Genomic DNA, 21,521 nt, shown 5'->3' on the forward strand with positions numbered 1-21,521 from the left:
GTCAGACCGTGCCGCCGAGCTCCGCGCCGAGATCCTGAAGCTCCTTGCCGCCGGCCATCAGCGTCTGCAGCTCGTCGATGGAAATCTCGTCCTTGGCGTGGGTGCCGAGCGTCTTGCCCCGGTTGAGCACGGTGAAGCGATTGCCGACCGCATAGGCGTGGCGCACGTTGTGGGTGATGAAGATCACCCCGAGCCCCTTGGCCCGGACCTGATCGATGTACTTGAGCACCATCGAGGTCTGCGCCACGCCGAGCGCGGAGGTCGGCTCGTCGAGGATCAGCACCTTCGCGCCGAAATAGACGGCGCGGGCGATCGCCACGCACTGCCGTTCGCCGCCCGACAGCGTGCCGACCGCCTGTTGCGGATCGCGCACGTCGATGCCGATGCGGCGCATCTCCTCCCGCGTCACCGCGTCGGCATGGGCCATGTCCATGTGCCGAAACGGCCAGATGCCGGTGATCGGCTCGCGGCCCATGAAGAAGTTGCGCGTGACCGACATCAGCGGGATCATGGCGAGATCCTGATGCACGGTGGCGATCCCGGCGTCGAGCGCGTCGCGCGGCGAGGTGAAGGCGGCCGGCCGGCCCTCCACGAGGAACGTGCCGGCGGTGGGCGCATGCACGCCCGACAGGGTCTTGATCAGCGTCGACTTGCCCGCGCCATTGTCGCCGAGCAGGCAGAGCACCTCGCCGGCATGCACCTTGATGGAAACGCCGCCGAGTGCGATGACGGAGCCGAAATGCTTGACGAGGTCGCGCACCTCGATCAGCGGTGTGGAGTGATCGGTCGTCTCGGTCATGGCCTCAGCGCTCCCCGGTCGCGCGCTTGCGGATGTAGTTGTTGAACAGGACGGCGAGCAGCAGCATTCCGCCGAGGAACACCAGGTACCAGTCCTGGTCGATCTCGGTGTAGGTCAGGCCGATCAGCACCATGCCGAAGATGATCGCGCCGAAGAAGGCGCCGATGGCCGAGCCGTAACCGCCCGTGAGCAGGCAGCCGCCGATCACCGCCGCGATGATTGCCTCGAACTCCTTTTGGAAACCGCGCCGGGCATCGGTCGACCCGGCATCGAGCACGGTGAGAACGGCGACGAGCGCGGCGCACATGGCGGTGCCCATGAACAGGATGGTTTTCACGCGCCGCACGGGAACGCCGGAGTTGCGCGCCGCATTGGCGTCGCCGCCGGCGGCGAAGATCCAGTTGCCGAACTGCGTGCGCAGCAGCACCCAGGTCGCGACACCGGCGATGCCCATGAACCAAAGGATCTCGACCGGCACGCCGGTGACCTTCGGCGTTCCGTTGCGAAACGTGTCGATCCAGCCCTGCGCGGCGAGCCAGGCGAACAGACCCTCGAAGGCCTCGCCGGAGAAGAGTTCCAGGATCGGGCTGTCGCCGGCCGCCTCCTTGACGCCGCGCAGCTGGGTGGCGCCGCCGGTCGCCCACTTGAGGCCGACGAGCGTCAGCCCGCGCAGGATGAACAGGAAGGCGAGCGTCACGATGAAGGAGGGCAGGCCGGTTCTGAGCACGATCTGCCCGTTGAGCGCGCCGATGCCGGCGGCGAACACCAGCGTCGCGGCGATCGCCACGATCAGCGGCATGTCCCAGGTGACCAGCACCGTGCCGAAGGCGAGGCCGGCGAAGGCGACCATCGAGCCGACCGACAGGTCGAACTCGCCGCCGACCATCAGCATCGCCGCGCCGATGGCGAGAATGCCGAGCTGGGCGGCCGGCGCCATGAAGTTCATGATCCCGGCGAGAGAAAACATCGCCGGATTGGCGACCGTCATGAAGAAGATCGTCACCAGAACGAGCCCGGCGAGCGCCCCGAGTTCCGGGCGCCGCAGGAGCCTGGTGAGAAGGGAGGTGTCCCTGAGCCGTTCGTCGCGCTCGGCCGTCGCGGCCGGGGCTGCCTGTCCGTCGCTCATGTGTCCGTCGCTCCTGTCGGAGGTCTCTCGACCTGCGATCCTTGCGCATCCGTGCGGCCACGGCCCGCGCCTGATGTCCACTCGACTGTCGGGAGCGCGCCGGCGGCGCGCTCCCTTTTCGCGTTGGGCGTCAGCGGATGCCCTGGGCCGACAGTTCGACCACCTGGGCCGCCTTGTCCTGCGTGATCAGGTTCGGGCCCGAGGGGACATTGCCGCCCGGCATCAGGCCGTAGCGGGCGTGATTGGCGAGGAACACCACCGGCAGATAGCCCTGCAGATACTGCTGCTGGTCGATGGCGAAGGCCGCCTCGCCATCGGCGACCGCCTGCAGGAAGTTCGCCGACAGGTCGAAGGTCGCGACGCGCACGCTGTCCAGCATGCCGGTGTCGCGCACCGCCTGCACGACCGGCTCGCCGGCGAGCGACGCGCCGAGCGCCATGATCGTGTCGATGTCCCCGTCGGAGGCGAGCGCCGCCTTGGTCTTCGACAGGATCTCGCCCGGATCGTTGGTGGTCGGCAGCACCGTCACATCGCCGCCGAAGCCCGCGGCAAAGCCCTCGCAGCGCATGTCGAGCGCGACGTTGCCGACCTCGTGGTTGACGCAAAGGCCCTTGGTGCCGCCGAGTTCGGCGAGCTTCTCGCCGGCGCGCTTGCCGGCGTCGTATTCCTCCTGACCGACATGCAGCAGCGCGCCGAGTTCGGCCGAGACGTCCGAGCCGGAGTTCATCGAGATCACCGGAATGCCGGCCGACACCGCCTTGCGGATCGAATCGCCGAGCGCATCCGCGTCGGGAATCGAGACGATCAGCCCGTGCGGCTCCTGGTTGACCGCCGCGTCGATCAGCTGCGCCATGGCGACCATGTCGAAGGTTTCCGGCGCGCGGTAGTCGACGTTCACCTTCATGTCCTCGCCGGCCTGGGCGACGCCGTTCTTCACGACCGACCAGAACGGATCGGACGCCTGTCCGTGGCTGACGACGATGATGTTGACGTCCTCGGCCATGGCCGGGGCCACCGGCGCGGCGCTTGCGAGGCCGACGGCGGCGACGGCCGCCATCAGGCGGGTGACTGCGCGTTTCATGGTGTTTCCTCCCAAATCCCTGGCGCTCCTTGCGAGCGATGTGCGTTTCCCGTGCGTTCTCCGTTCGAGGTCGACGCCGAACCCGTCGCGCGGGCGACGACCCGCCGCCCGCGCCACCGGCCCCGGCACGGGGCTTCGCCCTTCTGTGCGCGAGACCACGGCCGTCTCGCGACGGCTGGTGGCTGGCGGCGTTGCACCGGTCGATGACCTCGGAATGACGCGTTCTAAAATGCGCCATATGGAATTTTTATTCCATTTTGCCTTCTGCGATGTCAAGTTGAAATGGAAGGAGGCGACGACTCGCGGCGATGCGACATCGCCGGCGGGCGGGGTTTTCCGCAAGGTCGCCTTGCGCGGATTGCCGGGGCGGACCGATAAGAGGGCCGCGACAGGCGTTGAAACGGGCGGCGGAAAGGACAGGCGATGAGCACGCGCGACACGGACCGGGATCTCGGGCAGCCGCCGAGGGAGTACGATGCCCTGCGTGCGCTGCTGATCGAGCGCCGGCCGGAGATGCCCAAGCGGCTGGCGCAGGTCGCGGCCTTCGCCGTCGACCGGCCCGACGATGTGACCTTCGGCACCGTGGCGGCGATCGCCGAACAGGCGGAGGTGCAGCCCTCGACGCTGGTGCGCTTCGCCCAGTCGCTCGGCTATCAGGGGTTCTCCGAGTTTCAGGACGTGTTTCGCGCGCGGCTGCGCGAGCGCTGGCCGGATTACGAGGAGCGGCTGGAGGTCCTGCGCCATCGCCCCGGCGAGCGCGAGGGCGCGCATGGCCTGTTCGCCGATTTCGTCGACACGGCGGTTGCGTCGCTGCTGCGCCTGCGCAGCACGATCCCGGCGGAGGCGATGGACCGCGCGGCGCGGCTGATGGCCGACGCCCGGGTGATCTATCTCGTCGCGCAGCGCCGCGCCTTTCCGGTCAGCGCCTATATGGCCTATGCGCTTGCAAAGCTCGGCATCACGGCCGTGCTGGTCGACAATCTCGCCTCGCTGGGGGCGGAGCAGGTCGAGGGCGCGGGCCCTGAGGATCTGGTGCTCGCGGTCAGCTTCACGCCCTACACCGCGCTCACCGTCGAGGTGGCCAATGCGGCGGCGGCGCGCGGCGTGCCGGTGCTGGCCATCACCGATTCGCCCTTCTCGCCGCTGATCCAGTCGGCGGATGCGGTGATCGAGGTGGTGGAGGCGGATCTCGGCGCCTTCCGCTCCCTGTCCGGGACACAATGTCTGGCGATGGCGCTCTGCGTCGCGGCGGCCGAACTGCGCCGCGACGCCGCTGGTGCCTCGTGACTTAGCTCAGCCGCACCGGCGCCCCCGTGCGCGCGGCCTCGGTGGCCGCGTCGGCGAGGCGCTGGGCCTGCAATCCGTCATGGCCGTCCGGCGAGGGCGCGGCCTCGCCGCGCGCGCAGGCCACGAAGGCCTCGAGCTGCAGGCGGTAGGCCGCCGCATAGCGTTCCAGAAAGAAGGCCTGCGCCGGATCGCTGGTGAAGCCCTCCGCCGTGGCGAGTTCCACGCTCGTCTCGTGCTGGTTGCCGGCCCTGAGCAGGCCGGCTGACCCATGCACCTCGATCCGCTGGTCGTAGCCGTAGGTGGCGCGCCGCGAATTCGAAATCTGGGCGATCTTGCCGCTTGCGGTCTTCAGGAGGACGGCGGCGGTGTCCACGTCGCCGGCGGCGCCGATCTCCGGGTCCACCAGGCTGGAGCCGACCGCATGCACCTCCACCGGCTCTTCCTCCAGCAGGAAGCGCGCCATGTCGAAATCGTGGATCATCATGTCGCGGAACAGCCCGCCCGAGCGCGCGACATAGGAGGCCGGCGGCGGCGAGGGGTCGCGCGACAGGATGGTGACAATTTCCACCGCACCGATGCGCCCCTCTTTGATCCGGGCCTTGAGCGCGGCGAAATTCGGGTCGAATCTCCGGTTGAAGCCGATGAAGAGCGGCACGCCGGCGCCTTCCACCGCCGCGACCACCTGCGCGACGCGCTCGGCCGACAGATCGACCGGCTTTTCGCAGAAGATCGCCTTGCCCGCGCGGGCCGCCTGCTCGATGAAATCGGCATGGGTGTCGGTCGGCGAGGCGATCAGCACCGCATCCACATCCGCGCCCGTGAGCGCCCGGTCGAGATCGAGCACCGGAACGCCGAGACGCCGCGCCAGATCGCCGGCCGCCTCGGGCAGGGCGTCGCAGATGCCGGCAAGCCGCACGTCCCCCCGGTCGGCCGCGCGGGCGGCAAGATTGCTGGCATGAATGCGGCCGATTCGACCGGCTCCGATCACGGCGATGGCGAGCACGTTGGCGTCCTTTCGCGAAAAGGGAATGTACGTTCCATATTGACCCGAACATAGAATTATCGTTTCACTCGCGCAAGCGGCGAGCGGCAGTCGTCGCAGCGACGGGAGGACGGGCATGAGCGGGGCGGACAAGCAGGCGCGCAGCATCGGCGTAGGGCTGATCGGGACAGGCTACATGGGCAAGTGTCACGCGCTGGCCTGGACATCCGTGCGCACCGTCTTCGGCGACGTCGCGCGCCCGCGCCTCGAGTTCCTGTGCGAGGTGAGCGAGGATCTGGCCCGCGAACGGGCGCAAGCGCTGGGCTTTGCGCGGGCGACCGCCGACTGGCGCGCGCTGATCGCCGATCCGGCCGTCGACGTTGTGTCGATCACCACGCCCAATGCCTTTCACCCCGAGATGGCGATCGCGGCGCTGGAAGCCGGCAAGCACGTGTGGTGCGAAAAGCCGATGGCGCCGGCGCTCGCCGATGCGCGGGCCATGCGCGCGGCGGCCCGGGCGAGCGGGCGCGTCGCCGTGCTGGGTTACAATTACATCCAGAACCCCGCCTTCCGGCATATCGAGGCGCTGATCGCGCAAGGCGCCATCGGCACGCCGGTGCAGCTGCGCGCCGAGATGGACGAGGATTTCATGGCCGATGCGGCGACCCGCTTTTCGTGGAAGAGCGCGGCGCCCTCGGGCTATGGTGCGCTCGACGATTTCGCCGTGCATCCGCTGTCGCTGATCCAGCGGCTGTTCGGCAGGGTGGAGCGCGTCTTCTGCGACATGGCGAAGCCCTATGCGACGCGGCCCGATGATGCCGGCGCGCCGCGCGCCGTGGAGACTCACGACATGGCGAACCTGCTGCTCCGGCTGGAAGGCGGCGTGCAGGCGAGCCTGCTGGTCAACCGCGCCGCCTGGGGGCGCAAGGGCCGGATCGCGTTGCAGATCTTCGGTTCAAAAGGCTCCATCCTCTACGATCAGGAGCGTATGAACGAGGTCGAGATCTATCGCGCCGACGGCGCCGCGAGCGGGCAGGGTTATACCCGCATTCTGACGGGGCCGGCCCATGAACCCTATGATGCCTTCCTGCCGGCGCCCGGCCACGGGCTCGGCTTCAACGATCTCAAGGTGATCGAGTGCCGCGAGCTGCTGCGCGCGATCGACGGCGCGCCGGCGCGGGTCGTCACCTTCGACGACGGGCTCGAGATCGAACGCGCGGTGCATGCCGCCGCCCGCGCCTTCGAGGCGGGGCGCTGGGAGGATGTGGGCGCTCTCGACGGCTGAGACCCCGGCCGGGTCATGCGAACGGCCGGGTCAGGCGAACGGGCGGGTCAGGCGAAGATATCGCGGGCCTCGTCCACGCACCGCGCGATGAACTCGGCCGCGACCCGCACCCGGCGCAGCTCGCGCACGCTTTCGTGCAGCACCATCCAGTAACTGCGCCGGATGGCGCGCTCCGGCAGAACGGGCACGAGATCCGGCTCGCCGCGCGCGATGAAGGCATGCAGGATGCCGATCCCGGCACCCGCCTTGACCGCCTCGGTCTGACCCAGCGTCGAGGCGATCTCGAAGCGCGGCTTGAAGCTGCGGTCGACCTCGTCGGCATAGGCGAGCGCCGAGGAATAGACCAGATCCTCCACGTAGCCGACCAGCGCGTGGGCGGCGAGATCCTGCGGCGTCGTCGGCGTGCCGGCGCGTGCGAGATAGTCTCGCGAGGCATAGAGGCCGAGCGTGTAGTCGACCAGCTTGCGCGCGATGAGCCGTCCGTGCTCGGGCCGCTCCACGGTGATCGCGATGTCCGCCTCGCGCCGCGACAGCGACACCGCGCGCGGCGCGGGCACCAGTTGCAGGGTGAGATCGGGGTGCTGCTCGGTGAGCCGGCCGAGGCGCGGGGCCAGAAAGGCGACGCCGAAGCCGTCCGGCGCGCCGATGCGCACGCTGCCCGACAGCGCCACGTCGCCGCCGCCGATTTCGGCGCGCGCGCCCAGCATGTCCGCCTCCACCCGCTCGGCGGTCGCAAGCAGCCGCTCGCCGGCGGGCGTGAGCTGCGAGCCCGTGGTGCGCCGGTCGACCAGCTTGACCGCGAGATCGGCCTCCAGCGCCGAGAGCCGCCGCGCCACGGTGGCGTGATTGACGCCGAGCGCGCGGGCGGCCGAAAGCAGTTGTCCCGAGCGTGCCACCGCGAGGAAGATGCGCAGGTCGTCCCAGTTCATGCGGTCTCCGCGAGCGGGCGGGATGGTGGTGCGCAAATTTGCACAACGGATGCGGTAAACCTCACATTGCATCCGACAAAAAACGAAGGCAAGACAGGATCGACCCCGCATGGCTTCCGCAGGTGGCGTGCCCGGGCCGGCGCTTCGATCTGAACGGCGTGGCCAGAGTGGACGACGGGGCGACAAAGGGAGAGACGACCCATGCAGACAATCGGACATTTCATCGGCGGCAAGCATGTCGAGGGCACCTCGGGCCGCTATGCCGATGTGTACAATCCGGCGACGGGCGAGGTTCAGGCCAAGGTGGCGCTCGCCAGCCAGGGCGAGCTGCGCGCCGCCGTGGAAAACGCCGCCGCCGCCCAGCCCGCCTGGGCCGCGACCAATCCGCAGAAGCGCGCCCGCGTGCTGATGAAGTTCGTGAGCCTTCTGCATCGCGACATGGACAAGCTCGCCGAGGCGCTGTCGCGCGAGCACGGCAAGACCATCCCCGACGCCAAGGGCGACGTGATCCGCGGACTGGAAGTCGCGGAGTTCTGCATCGGCGCGCCGCATCTGCTGAAGGGCGAGTTCACCGAGGGCGCGGGCCCGGGCATCGACATGTATTCGATGCGCCAGCCGCTCGGCGTCGTCGCCGGCATCACGCCGTTCAACTTCCCGGCGATGATCCCGATGTGGAAGTTCTGCCCGGCGATCGCGGCCGGCAACGCCTTCATTCTCAAGCCGTCGGAGCGCGATCCGTCCGTGCCGATCATGCTGGCCGAACTGATGATGGAAGCGGGCCTGCCGGCCGGCATCCTGAATGTCGTCAACGGCGACAAGGAAGCGGTCGACGGCGTGCTCGACGACCCCGACATCATGGCAGTCGGCTTCGTCGGCTCCACGGCGATTGCCGAATACGTCTATTCGCGCGGCTGCGCCAACGGCAAGCGCGTCCAGTGCTTCGGCGGCGCCAAGAACCACATGATCATCATGCCGGATGCGGACATGGACCAGGCGGCCGACGCGCTGATCGGCGCGGGCTATGGGGCTGCCGGCGAGCGCTGCATGGCGATCTCGGTGGCGGTGCCGGTCGGCGAGGAAGCGGCGAACGCGCTGATGGAGCGTCTGATCCCGCGCGTGGAAAGCCTGAAGATCGGGCCCTATACGGCCGGCGACGATGTTGACTTCGGCCCGCTGGTCACGGCGCAGGCGCGCGACCGGGTGCTCGGTCTGGTGGATCAGGGCGTGAAGGACGGCGCGACGCTCGCCGTCGACGGCCGCGACTTCACCATGCAGGGCTACGAGAACGGCTTCTTTATGGGCGGCTGCCTGTTCGACAATGTCACCAAGGACATGTCGATCTACAAGGAAGAGATCTTCGGCCCCGTCCTGTCGGTGGTGCGCGCCAAGGATTACGACGAGGCGCTCGACCTGCCGATGAGCCACGAGTACGGCAACGGCACCGCGATCTTCACCCGCGACGGCGACACCGCGCGCGATTTCGCCAGCCGGATCAACATCGGCATGGTGGGCATCAACGTGCCGATCCCGGTGCCGCTCGCCTATCACACCTTCGGCGGCTGGAAGCGCTCGGGCTTTGGCGACCTGAACCAGCACGGCCCGGACGCGTTCAAGTTCTACACGCGCACCAAGACGGTCACCTCGCGCTGGCCGTCGGGCCTGAAGGACGGCGCCGAATTCGTCATTCCGACGATGAAGTGAGCGCCGGTCGGGCGAAGCCCGAGCCATCGCCCCGGTGGGGCGATGGCAGGCGCGAACGCGGTCGAGGGTAAGCGGGCGTCAGCCCGCGTCGAGACCGCCACCCCCGGTCGGGCGAAGCCCGAGCCATCGCCGCAAGCCTCGCCAGGGCGGCTTTGTCGTCCGTCGCGCGAGGCGCCGGGAAAGCGGGGCGATGGCAGGCGCGAACGCGGTCGAGGGTGAGCGGGCGTCAGCCCGTGGTCCAAGACCGCCACCCCCGGTCGGGCTCGCCGGAGCGTGACGAATTCTTCAAGAACCACCCCGGGCCGACCCGAATACCGGAACCGAAACAAGAGGGCGGGAACGCAGGTTCCCGCCCTCTTTGCATTTCGCAACCGTACACAACATGGGCGTTTGCGCTTGCGCCACGCCGGCGTTACGTTCGGGTCAACCGCGCGGGCGACGGTTCCGGCGAGCAAAAACACATGAGGGATCAATGACGGATCGGGAAGTGGTTCTGGTGTCGGGCGTCCGCACGGCGATCGGGACATTCGGGGGAAGCTTGAAGTCGGTGCCGCCGACGGAGCTGGGGGCGAAGGTGGCCGCGGAGGCGATTCGCCGTTCCAAGGTCGCGCCCGACGATATCGGGCATGTCGTCTTCGGCCATGTCATCAACACCGAGCCGCGCGACATGTATCTGGCGCGCGTGGCCGCCGTCGAGGCCGGCGTGCCGGTGGAAGCGCCGGCGCTCACCGTCAACCGGCTGTGCGGGTCGGGCGCGCAGGCCATCGTGTCGGCGGCGCAGTCGATCCTGCTCGGAGACACCGACTATGCGCTGGCCGGCGGCGCGGAATCCATGAGCCGCGCGCCATTTTCGAGCCCCGGCGCCCGCTTCGGCGTCAAGATGGGCGAGGCGGCGATGTACGACATGATGCTCGGCGCGCTGAACGACCCCTTCGGCGGCGGGCACATGGGCGTGACGGCGGAAAACGTCGCCGAACGCTACGGCATCAGCCGCGAGGCGCAGGATGCGCTCGCGGTCGACAGCCAGCAGCGCGCCGGCATCGCGCTGCGCGACGGGCGGTTTCGCGACCAGATCCTGCCGATCGAGGTCAAGGCGGGGCGCAGCACCGTGACCTTCGACACCGACGAGCACGTGCGCGCCGAAACCTCGCCCTCGACGCTGAGCGGGCTGCGTCCTGTCTTCCGCAAGGACGGCACGGTCACGGCCGGCAATGCGTCGGGCATCAACGACGGCGCGGCCGCCGTGGTGCTTGCCGAACGCGGGGCGGCGGAGGCGCGCGGGCTGACGCCGATGGCGCGGCTGATCGGCTACGCCCATGCCGGTGTCGCACCGGACGAGATGGGCATCGGCCCGATCCCGGCCGTGCAGAAGCTCTTCGCGAAGACGGGCATGACGGCGGCGGATTTCGACGTCGTGGAGTCGAACGAGGCCTTCGCCGCACAGGCCTGCGCGGTGATGCGCGAACTCGGACTGCCCTCCAACCGGGTGAACCCCAATGGCGGCGCCATCGCGCTCGGCCATCCGGTGGGCGCCACCGGCTGCATCATCACCGTGAAGGCGATGTACGAGCTGGAGCGCACCGGCGGGCGCTACGCGCTGATCACCATGTGCATCGGTGGCGGTCAGGGCATCGCCCTGGCCATCGAGAACCTCAACGCCGCCTGAGGCGCGCGGGCGCGCCCGGTTTCGGCCGGGCGACGCCGGAGCGGGCCGGACGGTCCCGCTCAGCCGCAGGCTGCAACGATCTGGAGCTCCATGCCGCTCTTGTTCCGGAAGGGAACGAGGTGCAGCGTGCGGTCCTTGAAGGTGTCGCGCTTCGAGCCCCGGATGGGGCCGCGCCCGGCCTGACCGACCCCGACGTGGAAATAGGCCGGCTCGAGGTGGTGCTCGACCGGCGTGACGTGCCCGGCGGGCAGCGTGTATTCCTTCAGGTTTTGCCGGCCGGACATCGTGTTCGAGCCGAGGATGTGAAAGGCGATCTTCCGGTCGCAGGGGTTGGTGAAGCGCAGGCCCAGCCCCGACGCGCCGTCGTCGAGCCGTCGCAGCGGCCGGACCGTCATGCGATTGTGCGGCAGCGCAGCCCCGTCCTTGGCCAGACGCATCAGCTGCGTGTCGGCGCGGGAGAAGGCCACGGCGCGGCGCAGGATCTTGCCCGTGCGCCGTTGCGCGGTGAAGAACCCGGCGAAGTACATCCTGCCATTGGCATGGCGCACCCGGATCGGCCCGCGCCGCGGGCCGACATCCGCGCCGCAGGCCGGATCGCCGTCGAGCGACAGCGGGCCGCTGCCGGGCGCGTCGGCCCCTTGCGCCAGCCAGTAGCGGCAGGTCAGCCCCTTCGCGTGAAGGCGCGCGGGCGCGTCGGGGGCGATGCCGCGAAAGGTGACAACCGGCGGCGCGCTTTTCTCCGTGAACCGCCAGAAACCGGAGGCACCCAGCGTCCCCGGGGCCGGATCGGCGAATTCCGCCAGCGCGATGGAGGCGGTGCCCTCGTCCCCGACGCGGCCCGGCCAGACATGGAGCGCCTTCACGTTGAGCCGGCGCAGGCGCCAGAAGCCGGGCACCTCGTCTCCGTTGCCCTGTCGATTGCCCGAGACGACGGGGCGCAGCATCTCGAAGGAGACGCGCATGTCCTCCTGGTCGCCGTATTCGGCGATGGCGGGCTCGTAGCACAGGGTGGAGATCGCGGCGAAGCGGTCGGAGATCGCCACGGCTTCGCAGGTGATCGGTGTTCGCTCGCCGCGTTCGATGCGCAGGACGCCGAGGCCGACGAAGCGTGGCGCGTCCCGCCAGCCGAGAACAGCGTCCCCGATGTCGCGTGCCCGCATCGCGGCTTCCGAAAGCCGGCCGGAGTAGCGGGCCGGCGTGGCTGCGGCCGGGCTGCTTGCGGCGCGCGACCCGGTGACCTCCGGCGTGCTCGTGCGGCTTGGCGGCGGCGAACTGCGCAGGGCCTGCCGGAGATCCTCGCCGACCAGCGGATAGGCGACCCCGAGAGCCAGGAGCACCGCAATCGCGGCGAGGACGGGGGTGCGCCAGGAGCGGCGGCCGGCGGATGGCGCCGCCGTGGCGTCGCCGGCCCGTGCGGCGCCGTCATCGCCGGCATCGGATATGTGGGAGGGCTCGGGTGCGTCCTCCCACTCCCCGTCGACCACGTCCGCGTCATCTTCGGCGATGGTGACGAGGACACGCGGGCGCGCCAGCGTGTCGCCCGCGCCGGCGGCGATCTGGGCAATCGCACCGGCAAGCGGCGAGCGCATCGCCAGCGTCTTGCCGGTCGCGGTCTTCAGGGTCAGCAGCACGGCACCCGGCGCGACCTGCTCGCCCGGTGTCACGCGCACCGCGAGAACCTGCAGCGGAAAAAGCGCCTCGTCCCGGGGGCTGAACACCTGCCTCAGCTTGTCTGCGGCCAAGCCTGTCTCCTTCTCGCACGTCCGCCATCTGTCAGCGTAAGGGGCTGGCGCAAGGAGCCAGCCTCAGGGGGATGCCCCGTGCGCGACCGCGTCGTCAACTGCGCAATTCGGTTTCGCGCGGACTTTGCCGGCGTGACGACCCGTCGCGGCACCTTGCGCCACGCGTCGCGGCGAAAAGGCTCGCCGTGGCGGACGGGCGGTCTATCTTGGTGCGTATGGACCGATAGGATGCGGAGGTGTCATGATCCGGGTTTGGGGGTTTCTTCTGGTCGTCGCGATGCTGCTTACCGCGTTGCCGACCCGCGCGCAGGTGCCCGCCTTCCTGCTCGACGCTGAGGGGCATCCGCTCGCCGGCAGGGTCTGGGCGACCCGGGCGCAGGCGTTCGTGCCGCCGGAGACGGTCGCGCAGGCGGTGCGGGATGCCGATTTCGCTCTTCTCGGCGAGATCCACGACAACCCCGACCATCACCTGTTGCAGGCCCATCTCGTCGCCGAAATGACAGGGGAGGGGCGCATCCCGGCACTGGTCCTTGAGATGCTGCCGCGCGACCGGCAGGAGCGCGTCGACGCGCATGTCGCCAGCGCGCCGGGCGATGCCGCGCGCTTCGGCGAGGCGGTCGGCTGGGCCGATCTGGGATGGCCGGACTATGCCATGTACCGGCCGATCCTCGAGTCCGCGCTGGCCGCGAGGTTGCCGGTCGTGGCCGGCGACACGCCGCGCGAGGAGCGGCGCAGGGTGGGCCGGCAGGGACTGGAGGCGCTGGGCGCGGAGACGCTTGCCCGTCTCGCGCTGGACGAACCATTGGACGCGGGCGCGCGGGCCCGGCTCGACGACGTGCTCTTCGACGGACACTGCGGGCTGATGCCGCGCGCGGCGCTGTCGCCGATGGCCGGTGTCCAGCGGCTGCGCGACGCGCGTCTGGCCGAGGCGATGATCGCTTCCGCCGCCGACGGCGCAGACGGGGCCGTCCTGATCGCCGGCAGCGGCCACGTGCGCGCCGACTTCGGCGTGCCGGTCTATCTCGCCCGTCTGGCGCCCGACGCATCGACCGTGACCGTCGGCTTCGTCGAGGTGCGCGCCGATGCGACCCGTCCGGCCGCCTATGCCGAGGCGGTGAGCGGGGCGGGCCGGCGCTACGACTACGTCTGGTTCACCCCGCGCGCCGAACGCGGCGACCCTTGCGCGGGCCTGAAGGAGCGCTTCGGCAATGCGGCTGGCGACGGCGGCGACTGACGCGCCGAGACCTGGAAGACAAGCGGGCGCGCCGGTCATTCGCGCGTGGCCCGGCGGGCCCGCACCTTCTTTCGGGCCCGGCCCATGCGCAGACGGCGCAAGGCGCTTTTCGCCGCACGGGCGATATCCTTGCGCGAGAAGAAGAACGGCAGCATCGGCTCTTCCGGGTCGACATGCTCCACCGCGAGCCCCACCCCGGTGATGCCGTGATCGTCGTCGATCTCGCGCACGACGAGATCGATGTCGCCGTAAGGCACCCGGTCGGTCGGTTCGATGTCGTCGCCGAGCTCGCGTTCCATCACCTGCTTCAAGGTCAGATCCGCGTCGCGCCGGTCCACGCGAAACCCGTAGAGCGCGCCGATCTGCGACAGCGGGGCCTGGGGATCGAGCGGAAAATCGCCATACATCGCCGGATCGTGTTCCTCTTCCGCCGCGCCGGCGAACAGCGCGTCCAGCACCGGCACCTGCCGCGAGGTGGTGAGGATGTAGATCAGGTCGCCCGGTTCCGGCCGGCCCGCCTTCTGCAGCCGCACGCTGCGTCCGCCGCGCAGGATCAGCGTGGGGCGCGCCCAGCGGGGAATGCGCACGCCGCGCGCCACCGTGCTCGCCGGATTGACCGTGTAGCCGACCAGTTCGTGATCGTGGCCGCCGGGGAGTTCGAGCTCGATGCGTTCGACGGGGCCGCGCCGCGCCGGCACGATCAGCTTCAGCCAGCGCGCCATGGGGCGGATCGTCCAGCCTTGCAGGACCAGCGAGGTGAGCACGATCAGGAAGGTGATGTTGAAGATCGCCTGCGCGTGCTGCAGGTCCGCGATCAGCGGCAGGATGGCGAGCAGGATCGACACCGCGCCACGCAGGCCCACCCAGGAGACGAAGGCGATCTCGGCACGGGTGAAGCCGAAGGGCAGCAGGCAGAGCCACACGCCGAGCGGCCGGGCGACGAAGATCAGCACGAAGGCCAGCAGAAGGCCCGGCACGATGACCTCGCCGAATTGCGAGGGCGTGGCGAGCAGGCCGAGCGTGACGAACATGCCGATCTGGCCGAGCCAGGTCATGCCGCCCTGAAAGTTCTTCAGCGCCGGTTGCTGGCGGATGCGCACGTTGCCGCAAACGAGCCCCGCGACATAGACCGCGAGAAACCCGGAACCGCCGACGAGCGAGGTCGCGCCCGAGAGCGCGAGCGCCAGGGCGAGCACGACGATGGGATAGAGCGCGGGCTCGAGCGTCACCCGGTTGACGATCTGGACGATCGCATAGCCGCCGCCCAGCCCGAGCGCGAGCCCGAGGCCCATTTGCTGGACGAATTGCAGCGCCAGCCCCGTGCCGAGCGTCGAGGCATCCTCGAGGGCGGTCGTATCCGTCACGCCGCTGGCGATCAGGCCGACCAGCGTCAGCGTCAGAAAGATCGCCATCGGATCGTTCGAGCCGGATTCCACCTCCAGCGTCGCGGAGATCATCTCGCGCAGATGAATGCCGCCGACGCGCAGCAGGAAGAAGACGGCGGCCGCGTCGGTGGAGCCGACGATGGCGCCGAGCAGCAGCGCCTCGATCCAGCTCCAGCCGAGCAGATGATGCGCCGCCGCGCCGACCAGGCCGGCGGTGACCGCCACGCCGACGGTCGCAAGCACCAGCGCCGGAGCGGCGGCCAGACGAAACGTCGCGAAGCGGGTGCGAAACCCGGAATCGAAGAGGATGATCGCAAGCGCGATGGAGCCGATGAAATAGGCCGAGCGCGTGTCGGAAAAGGCGATGCCGCCGGGCCCGTCCTCGCCGGCGGCGAGGCCGACGAGCAGGAAGACCAGCAGCAGGGGCGCGCCGACGCGGAAGCTGATCAAGGAGGTGAACACCGACACGGCGATCAGGCCGGCGGCGATCAGGATCACGAGATTGAGGGTTTCGAGCATCGGCGGCGGTCCCGGTCCCGCCCCTGCGAGCGGGCGGAAACCCCGCGCCCGGCGGGCCGGGCACGGGAATCATTCAGACAACCGAGTATAGCCGAGCCCGGGAGCGCCCGGCGCCTCGTCCTTTTTGCAGAGGCGCCGGGCCACGGCTCCTCGCGCAGCCGCGAACCTGCGATCGGACCCGTGAAGCGATCAGGCCGAGATCAGGCCGCGACCTGCGGTGCCGTGACGGCCGGGGCGGGGGCTTCTTGCGCGAACAGCCGACCGAAGCGGTTCGCCAGGAAGGCGTCGAGCGGGATCGTCTCCTGACGCAGCAGGCCCGCCGCCGGCAGGGTCCCGGCGCGGACCATGTCGAGCGCGGCGCAGATGCCGGCGGAGGTCGTCGTCTGGATCGCGCTCCAGGTCTCGCCCGCGATCTCCCGCGCGGTGACGCGATAGACCGCCGACATCTGTTCGTGCCGCCCCTCGCGCGTGCCGCTCGCGGTCAGGAAGATCAGCACCATGTCCTGACGGGTGAGGGGGACGGCCGTTTCCAGAACGTCGCGCATCAGGTCGCGCCGGCCCTTGAGGCCGAGGTCCTGCAACAAAAGCCGCATGATGTCGCGATGCCCCGGATAGCGGGTGGTGAGGTAGCGCAGGTTCTTCACCTCGCCCTCCAGCGTGTCGGCGAGCGAGCCGAGGCCGCCGGAAGTGTTGAACGCCTCGTAGGTCACCCCGTCGAGCGAGAAGGTCTCATAGCCCTCCAGCGGCTGCACGAGCGTGCGGTTCCCGTCGACGATGGCCTCGCAGGGCTCGCAATATTCGTTGATCAGACCGTCGGTCGACCAGGTGAGATTGTACTTGAGCGCATTGGTCGGATAGCGCGGCAGCGCCCCGACGCGCAGCGTCAGCGTGTCGAGCGCCTCGAAGCGGCGGGCGAGATCATGGCCCGCGATGGAGACGAAGCCCGGCGCAAGCCCGCATTGCGGCGCGAACACCGTGTCCGCGTCGGCGGCGAGCGCGCGCACCGCACGGGTGGAGGCGACATCCTCCGTCAGGTCGAAGTAATGCGCGCCGGTGCGCTTGGCGGCCCGGGCGATCGTCTCGGTGAGAAAGAACGGCGCGGCGGAAAGCACCGCGCGCGTGCCCTCAAGGGCCGCGACCAGGGCCTCCTCGTCGGCGACATCGACCTGCCGCGTGGCAAGCCCGGGGCGCGCGGCGGACGCCAGTGCCTCCGCGTCGCGGTCGGCGAGCGTCACGGCGTAGTCGCCGGTGTCCTGCAAGAGCGCTGCGATGGCGCGGCCGATCTTGCCCGCGCCGACGATCACGACCGGCCACTGCGGCATGTTTCGGGTCATGCTGTCCTCCTCGAGTTGAAACCTGAGGGAAGGCTACGCCGGAGCATGTCCGGGCGGGAGGACACAATGTGTCGAAAGCGGACCTGTTCCCGACGTTTGTCCGGCGTAATCGGCAATATGTCGGCTGTGGAGCTCACAAGGACGGGCCATCGGAGGCGGCGGGACCCGGGCGCCCGGCCCGCTCACACCGGGTCGGGTGCAAGCGGAAGGGCGGGCGCGGCCTGCGCCGGCTGCCGGTCGAACTTGGAGGCGAGCACAATGGAGGAGCGCGAGCGCGTCACGCCCGGCACGGCGGCGATGTCGTCGAGCGCCTCGTCGAGATCCTCAAGCTGCGGGGCTTCGACCACGAGGAAGATGTCGAACTCGCCGGCAATCGTCAGGCAGGTGCGGATTTCGGGAAAGGTTTCAAGCCGCTTCAGCGTCTGGCGGACCTGCTGCTGCTCCACCGCCAGCATCACCAGCGCGCGCACCGGCGCGCCCTCGATGGGCTTGGCGAGCACGGCCGTGTAACCGGCGATCACGCCCGCGCGCTCCAGCCGCGCGATGCGCTCGTGCACCGTGGAGCGGGCGATGCCGAGCCGTCGGGCGATCTGCGCGGTCGGCATCCGCGCATTGGTCTGCAACAGCGCGATGAGCTTGCGGTCGAGGGTGTCGCGGGACAGGGACATGACGATCCGTTGGTGAGGCTGACGATCTGTCGATAGTAGCAGTGTGAGCACGTCGCGATAGCCCGCGTGTGCCTTTCGCATGTGCCAAAGCGTGTTCCGGGGAGCTTCCGCGATTTCGGGTTGTGAGCGGCCGCTATTTGACGCAACCTGAGAGCCGGGCGGATCGGCCGATGCGTCTGTCGGAACCGTGGAGGAGCCTTTGAACTGGCGTCGGCTCTGGCCCCTGCTGATCGGGGCGCCGCTCATGACGGCGCTGACGTGGCCCATCGTTGCGAATGTGATCGCGACGCGGATTAACGCCATTTTCTTCCAGGATCCGCCCGTTCCGGTCATCGTCCAGCCCCCGTCGGTCGGACCGCCCCCGGGGACACACGAAACGCGCGGCTCGCCGCCGGCGGACCAGGCGGCTGAGACCATTGCGCAGCCGGCCTCGCCAAACGGTGAAACCTCCTCGACCGACAGGATGGGGGAGCAAACCGCCGCGCCACCGGGCGTCGATCCGGGGACGGTTCCCTCCCGTGAGGACGCAGGCGCGCGGCCTCGGGAGGCGGGGCCGTCCGAACGGTCCGGTCCGCTCCCGTCGAGCGCGCTTGAGGGCGGACGCCGGGTCAGCGTCCTGGCGGGCGAGGCGTTTTCCTTGTGCGGCTGGCGGGGCTTTCGGGCAAAGCGCCGGGGGGAGGACATTCTTCTCACGAATTCCGATCTGGCATTTCCGTACCGGGGAGAGGCGCTGATGTTCGAGGTGCGCTTTGCCCTTGCGGAGAGGACGGAGGTGTTCCCCGGCTGTGCGGTCTCGGTTGTGGCGCGCGATGTGCAGGGGGCTTCGGTGTTCACGGTGGTGCGGCGCGAGTGAGGGGGCGCACCCAGCCGTCAGTGGCTCGATTGGCGGGCGCAAGTTGCGGCCGTTGCGGAAAACCGAAGGGAAACGGGAAAAGGGGCAAGGGACGATGCGACGTTACCTGATCTTTCCGGTCGCTCTGCTTGGCAGCGCGCTGGCGCAGCCGGTCGCGGCGTGTGATGCGACAACGCAGCTGACACCGGGAGAAATGAAGGAATACAGGGACAGGCTGGAACAGGCGGACGCCGACCCGATCGATCGCCTTGTCGCGTACCGCCGGCTTGCCTGCTCCGACGATCCGATCCTGCGCTCCTATGCCATTCGCGTCGGCTTGAAATCGGCGCGGGACCCGCTCCTGCGGCAACAGATCGCCTTCGACGCGCTGATGGCCATGCCCCGCATCGATCTGGAGCTCTCCGACCAGGGACTGGGGCGCCAGGCACGCGAATTCGTCAAACGGCACGGGACACTCGTCGTGTACAATGTCGCCTACAGAAATCGCGAAGCGGGCTGCATTTCCCTGTATTACAACTCTATGTGCTCTGAAGGGTACGCGGTGACCATCAAGGGCGACAAGCTGCTCTACAACGTGGTCGATCTGGTCGGAACGCTGGAACTCGTCGAAACCGGCGAGTTCATCGGCGCCGTTCGCTACAAGGGCGAGCCGATTGCGGCGCGGATCAAGGTGTTTTGAGCAAGACCCCGCGGGGGAGACGACGGCCGAAAACGAAACGGCCGGTCGCGGGGCGACCGGCCGATCAGGGCACGGCACTGCGGCGGCGCGCGATCACGCCACGTTGCGGCGGCGGCCGGCGATGAGATCCAGCACGGTGCGCGCGGCGTCGAGCACGTTGGAGCCGGGGCCGAAGATCGCCGAGACGCCCGCGTCCTTCAGGAACTGATAGTCCTGACGCGGGATCACGCCGCCGGTGACGACGATGATGTGCCCGGCGCCCTTGTCCTCCAGCGCCTGCACGAGCTGCGGCAGCAGCGTCTTGTGGCCGGCGGCGAGCGACGACACGCCGATCACATGCACCTTGGCCGCGACGGCCGCGTCGGCGGCTTCCTCCGGCGTCTGGAACAGCGGCCCGGCCAGCACCTCGAAACCGACATCGCCGAAGGCGGAGGCGATCACCTTGGCGCCCCGGTCGTGCCCGTCCTGGCCGAGCTTGGCGACCATCACGCGCGGCGTCTCGCCGAGATCCTTCGCCAGGTCCGTGAGACGCGTGACCAGCGTCTGATACTCCGGCTCGTCGGCGTATTCCCCGGCGTAGATGTCGCGCACGACCTGCGGCGTGGCGGCATGATCGCCGAAGGCGGCGCGCATGGCGTCGGAGATCTCGCCGACGGTTGCACGGGCCCGCGCGGCGTCGACCGCCTTGTCGAGCAGGTTGCCCTCGCCGGTGCGCGCCGTCTCCTCCAGCGCCTTGAGCGTCTCGGCGACCTTGTCGGGATCGCGTGTCGCCCGGATCTTCTCCAGCCGGCGCACCTGCGACTGGCGCACGGCGGTGTTGTCGATCTCGAGGATGTCGAGATCGTCCTCGTCCTCCAGCCGGTACTTGTTGACGCCGACGATCACTTCGTCGCCCTTGTCGATGGCCGCCTGGCGGCGGGTCGCCGCCTCCTCGATCATGCGCTTGGGCAGGCCCTTGTCGACGGCGGCCGTCATGCCGCCTTCCGCCTCGATCCGCTCGATGATCTCCCAGGCGCGGGTGGCGAGCTCGTTGGTGAGGCTTTCCACGTAATAGGAACCGGCGAGCGGATCGACCACGGCGGTCACGCCCGTCTCGTGCTGCAGGATGAGCTGCGTGTTACGGGCGATGCGCGCCGAGAACTCCGTCGGAAGGGCGATGGCCTCGTCGAAGGAGTTGGTGTGCAGCGACTGCGTGCCGCCGAGCACGGCCGACATGGCCTCGAAGGCGGTGCGCACGACGTTGTTGTAGGGATCCTGCTCGGCCAGCGACACGCCCGAGGTCTGGCAATGGGTGCGCAGCATCTTGGAGCCTGGTTTCTTGGGCTCGAACTCGTCCATGATGCGCGACCACAGGAGCCGCGCGGCGCGCAGCTTCGCCGCTTCCATGAAGAAGTTCATGCCGATGCAGAAGAAGAACGACAGACGACCGGCGAAGCGGTCGACGTCGAGCCCCTTCTTCAGCGCCGCGCGCACGTATTCGCGCCCGTCGGCGAGCGTGAAGGCCAGCTCCTGCACCAGCGTCGCCCCTGCCTCCTGCATGTGATAGCCGGAGATCGAGATCGAGTTGAACTTCGGCATCTCGTTCGCCGTGTACTCGATGATGTCGGCGATGATCCGCATCGAGGGCTCGGGCGGGTAGATGTAGGTATTGCGGACCATGAACTCCTTGAGGATGTCGTTCTGGATGGTCCCGGAGAGTTTCTCGCGCGGCACGCCCTGTTCCTCGCCGGCGACGATGAAATTGGCGAGGATGGGAATGACGGCGCCGTTCATGGTCATGGAGACCGAGATCTGCTCGAGCGGAATGCCGTCGAAGAGGATCTTCATGTCCTCCACCGAGTCGATGGCGACGCCGGCCTTGCCGACATCGCCGACGACGCGGGGATGATCGCTGTCGTAGCCGCGATGGGTGGCGAGATCGAAGGCGACCGAAACGCCCTGCTGCCCGGCGGCGAGCGCCTTGCGGTAGAAGGCGTTCGAGGCTTCCGCCGTGGAAAAGCCGGCATATTGCCGGATCGTCCAGGGGCGGCCGGCGTACATGGTCGCGCGCGGTCCGCGCAGGAAGGGCTCGAACCCAGGCAGCGTGCCGAGGTGATCGATGCCCTCAAGGTCCGCTTCGGTGTAAAGCGGCTTGACGGGAATGCCCTCCGGCGTCTGCCAGACGAGCTCCTCCGGGTCGCGCCCCTTGAGCTCCTTCGACGCCAGGTCCATCCAGTCGCGCACGGTCTTCGTCTCGGCCATGGCTCGCGCT

General features: G+C 69.2%; 18 protein-coding genes. 8 read left to right on the plus strand and 10 right to left on the minus strand.

Going from position 1 to position 21,521, the window contains the following annotated elements; translation table 11 throughout:
- Position 1: 1 nt before the first annotated feature.
- From ABL312_RS04465 to ABL312_RS04475, 3 genes are all read right to left on the minus strand, one after another.
- Positions 2 to 799: an ATP-binding cassette domain-containing protein gene (locus tag ABL312_RS04465; protein ID WP_349360172.1), complete on the minus strand. Its 798-nt coding sequence runs from the start codon at positions 797 to 799 to the stop codon at positions 2 to 4.
- A gap of 4 nt (positions 800 to 803) precedes the next feature.
- Positions 804 to 1,925 (minus strand): ABC transporter permease, encoded by a 1,122-nt coding sequence (locus ABL312_RS04470; protein ID WP_349360173.1) that lies wholly within the window; start codon positions 1,923 to 1,925, stop codon positions 804 to 806.
- A 130-nt stretch (positions 1,926 to 2,055) separates the two neighbouring features.
- Positions 2,056 to 3,006 carry a sugar ABC transporter substrate-binding protein gene (locus ABL312_RS04475; protein WP_349360174.1) on the minus strand — a complete coding sequence of 317 codons (951 nt, stop codon included), beginning with the start codon at positions 3,004 to 3,006 and terminating at the stop codon, positions 2,056 to 2,058.
- Between ABL312_RS04475 and ABL312_RS04480 the strand changes: the two genes are divergently transcribed.
- A complete protein-coding gene (locus tag ABL312_RS04480) occupies positions 3,005 to 3,433 on the plus strand; it encodes a hypothetical protein (RefSeq protein WP_349360175.1) in 429 nt (142 codons plus the stop codon). The two genes, ABL312_RS04475 and ABL312_RS04480, sit on opposite strands and share 2 nt — an antisense overlap.
- A complete protein-coding gene (locus ABL312_RS04485) occupies positions 3,430 to 4,293 on the plus strand; it encodes a MurR/RpiR family transcriptional regulator (protein ID WP_349360176.1) in 864 nt (287 codons plus the stop codon). The genes ABL312_RS04480 and ABL312_RS04485 overlap by 4 nt, the downstream gene beginning before the upstream one ends.
- Before the next feature lies 1 nt (position 4,294).
- Here ABL312_RS04485 and iolG read toward each other — a convergent pair whose 3' ends face one another.
- On the minus strand, positions 4,295 to 5,296 hold the full coding sequence (gene iolG / locus ABL312_RS04490) for an inositol 2-dehydrogenase (RefSeq protein WP_349360177.1): 1,002 nt from the start codon (positions 5,294 to 5,296) through the stop codon (positions 4,295 to 4,297).
- Positions 5,297 to 5,411: 115 nt separating this feature from the next.
- On the opposite strand from iolG, the gene ABL312_RS04495 reads away from it, so the two are divergent.
- The gene (locus ABL312_RS04495; RefSeq protein WP_349360178.1) at positions 5,412 to 6,560 is read left to right on the plus strand and encodes a Gfo/Idh/MocA family oxidoreductase; all 1,149 of its coding nucleotides are present in this window, start codon (positions 5,412 to 5,414) and stop codon (positions 6,558 to 6,560) included.
- 47 nt (positions 6,561 to 6,607) lie between these two features.
- Here ABL312_RS04495 and ABL312_RS04500 read toward each other — a convergent pair whose 3' ends face one another.
- Positions 6,608 to 7,489, minus strand: coding sequence for a LysR family transcriptional regulator (locus ABL312_RS04500; RefSeq protein ID WP_349360179.1), 882 nt, complete (start codon positions 7,487 to 7,489; stop codon positions 6,608 to 6,610).
- A gap of 201 nt (positions 7,490 to 7,690) precedes the next feature.
- On the opposite strand from ABL312_RS04500, the gene ABL312_RS04505 reads away from it, so the two are divergent.
- Together ABL312_RS04505 and ABL312_RS04510 are read left to right on the plus strand one after the other, a co-directional pair.
- The gene (locus tag ABL312_RS04505; protein ID WP_349360180.1) at positions 7,691 to 9,190 is read left to right on the plus strand and encodes a CoA-acylating methylmalonate-semialdehyde dehydrogenase; all 1,500 of its coding nucleotides are present in this window, start codon (positions 7,691 to 7,693) and stop codon (positions 9,188 to 9,190) included.
- A gap of 472 nt (positions 9,191 to 9,662) precedes the next feature.
- Positions 9,663 to 10,856 carry an acetyl-CoA C-acyltransferase family protein gene (locus tag ABL312_RS04510; protein ID WP_349360181.1) on the plus strand — a complete coding sequence of 398 codons (1,194 nt, stop codon included), beginning with the start codon at positions 9,663 to 9,665 and terminating at the stop codon, positions 10,854 to 10,856.
- A 59-nt stretch (positions 10,857 to 10,915) separates the two neighbouring features.
- Here the strand turns inward: ABL312_RS04510 and ABL312_RS04515 are convergent, their stop codons facing one another.
- A complete protein-coding gene (locus tag ABL312_RS04515) occupies positions 10,916 to 12,598 on the minus strand; it encodes a hypothetical protein (RefSeq protein WP_349360182.1) in 1,683 nt (560 codons plus the stop codon).
- A gap of 241 nt (positions 12,599 to 12,839) precedes the next feature.
- Between ABL312_RS04515 and ABL312_RS04520 the strand changes: the two genes are divergently transcribed.
- Positions 12,840 to 13,832: a ChaN family lipoprotein gene (locus ABL312_RS04520; RefSeq protein ID WP_349360183.1), complete on the plus strand. Its 993-nt coding sequence runs from the start codon at positions 12,840 to 12,842 to the stop codon at positions 13,830 to 13,832.
- 35 nt (positions 13,833 to 13,867) lie between these two features.
- On the opposite strand, the gene ABL312_RS04525 is transcribed toward ABL312_RS04520, so the two are convergent.
- From ABL312_RS04525 to ABL312_RS04535, 3 genes are all read right to left on the minus strand, one after another.
- Positions 13,868 to 15,736, minus strand: a complete 1,869-nt coding sequence (locus tag ABL312_RS04525; protein WP_349360184.1) for a potassium/proton antiporter — start codon at positions 15,734 to 15,736, stop codon at positions 13,868 to 13,870.
- A gap of 200 nt (positions 15,737 to 15,936) precedes the next feature.
- Positions 15,937 to 17,070, minus strand: coding sequence for a saccharopine dehydrogenase NADP-binding domain-containing protein (locus ABL312_RS04530; protein ID WP_349360185.1), 1,134 nt, complete (start codon positions 17,068 to 17,070; stop codon positions 15,937 to 15,939).
- 182 nt (positions 17,071 to 17,252) lie between these two features.
- On the minus strand, positions 17,253 to 17,738 hold the full coding sequence (locus ABL312_RS04535) for an Lrp/AsnC family transcriptional regulator (RefSeq protein ID WP_349360186.1): 486 nt from the start codon (positions 17,736 to 17,738) through the stop codon (positions 17,253 to 17,255).
- 244 nt (positions 17,739 to 17,982) lie between these two features.
- On the opposite strand from ABL312_RS04535, the gene ABL312_RS04540 reads away from it, so the two are divergent.
- Positions 17,983 to 18,591 (plus strand): hypothetical protein, encoded by a 609-nt coding sequence (locus ABL312_RS04540; protein WP_349360187.1) that lies wholly within the window; start codon positions 17,983 to 17,985, stop codon positions 18,589 to 18,591.
- 94 nt (positions 18,592 to 18,685) lie between these two features.
- A complete protein-coding gene (locus tag ABL312_RS04545) occupies positions 18,686 to 19,270 on the plus strand; it encodes a hypothetical protein (RefSeq protein ID WP_349360188.1) in 585 nt (194 codons plus the stop codon).
- Positions 19,271 to 19,363: 93 nt separating this feature from the next.
- Here the strand turns inward: ABL312_RS04545 and scpA are convergent, their stop codons facing one another.
- Positions 19,364 to 21,511: a methylmalonyl-CoA mutase gene (gene scpA, locus ABL312_RS04550; protein ID WP_349360189.1), complete on the minus strand. Its 2,148-nt coding sequence runs from the start codon at positions 21,509 to 21,511 to the stop codon at positions 19,364 to 19,366.
- Between the last annotated feature and the right edge of the window lie 10 nt (positions 21,512 to 21,521).

The organism is Stappia sp., from assembly GCF_040110915.1.
GTDB lineage: Bacteria > Pseudomonadota > Alphaproteobacteria > Rhizobiales > Stappiaceae > Stappia.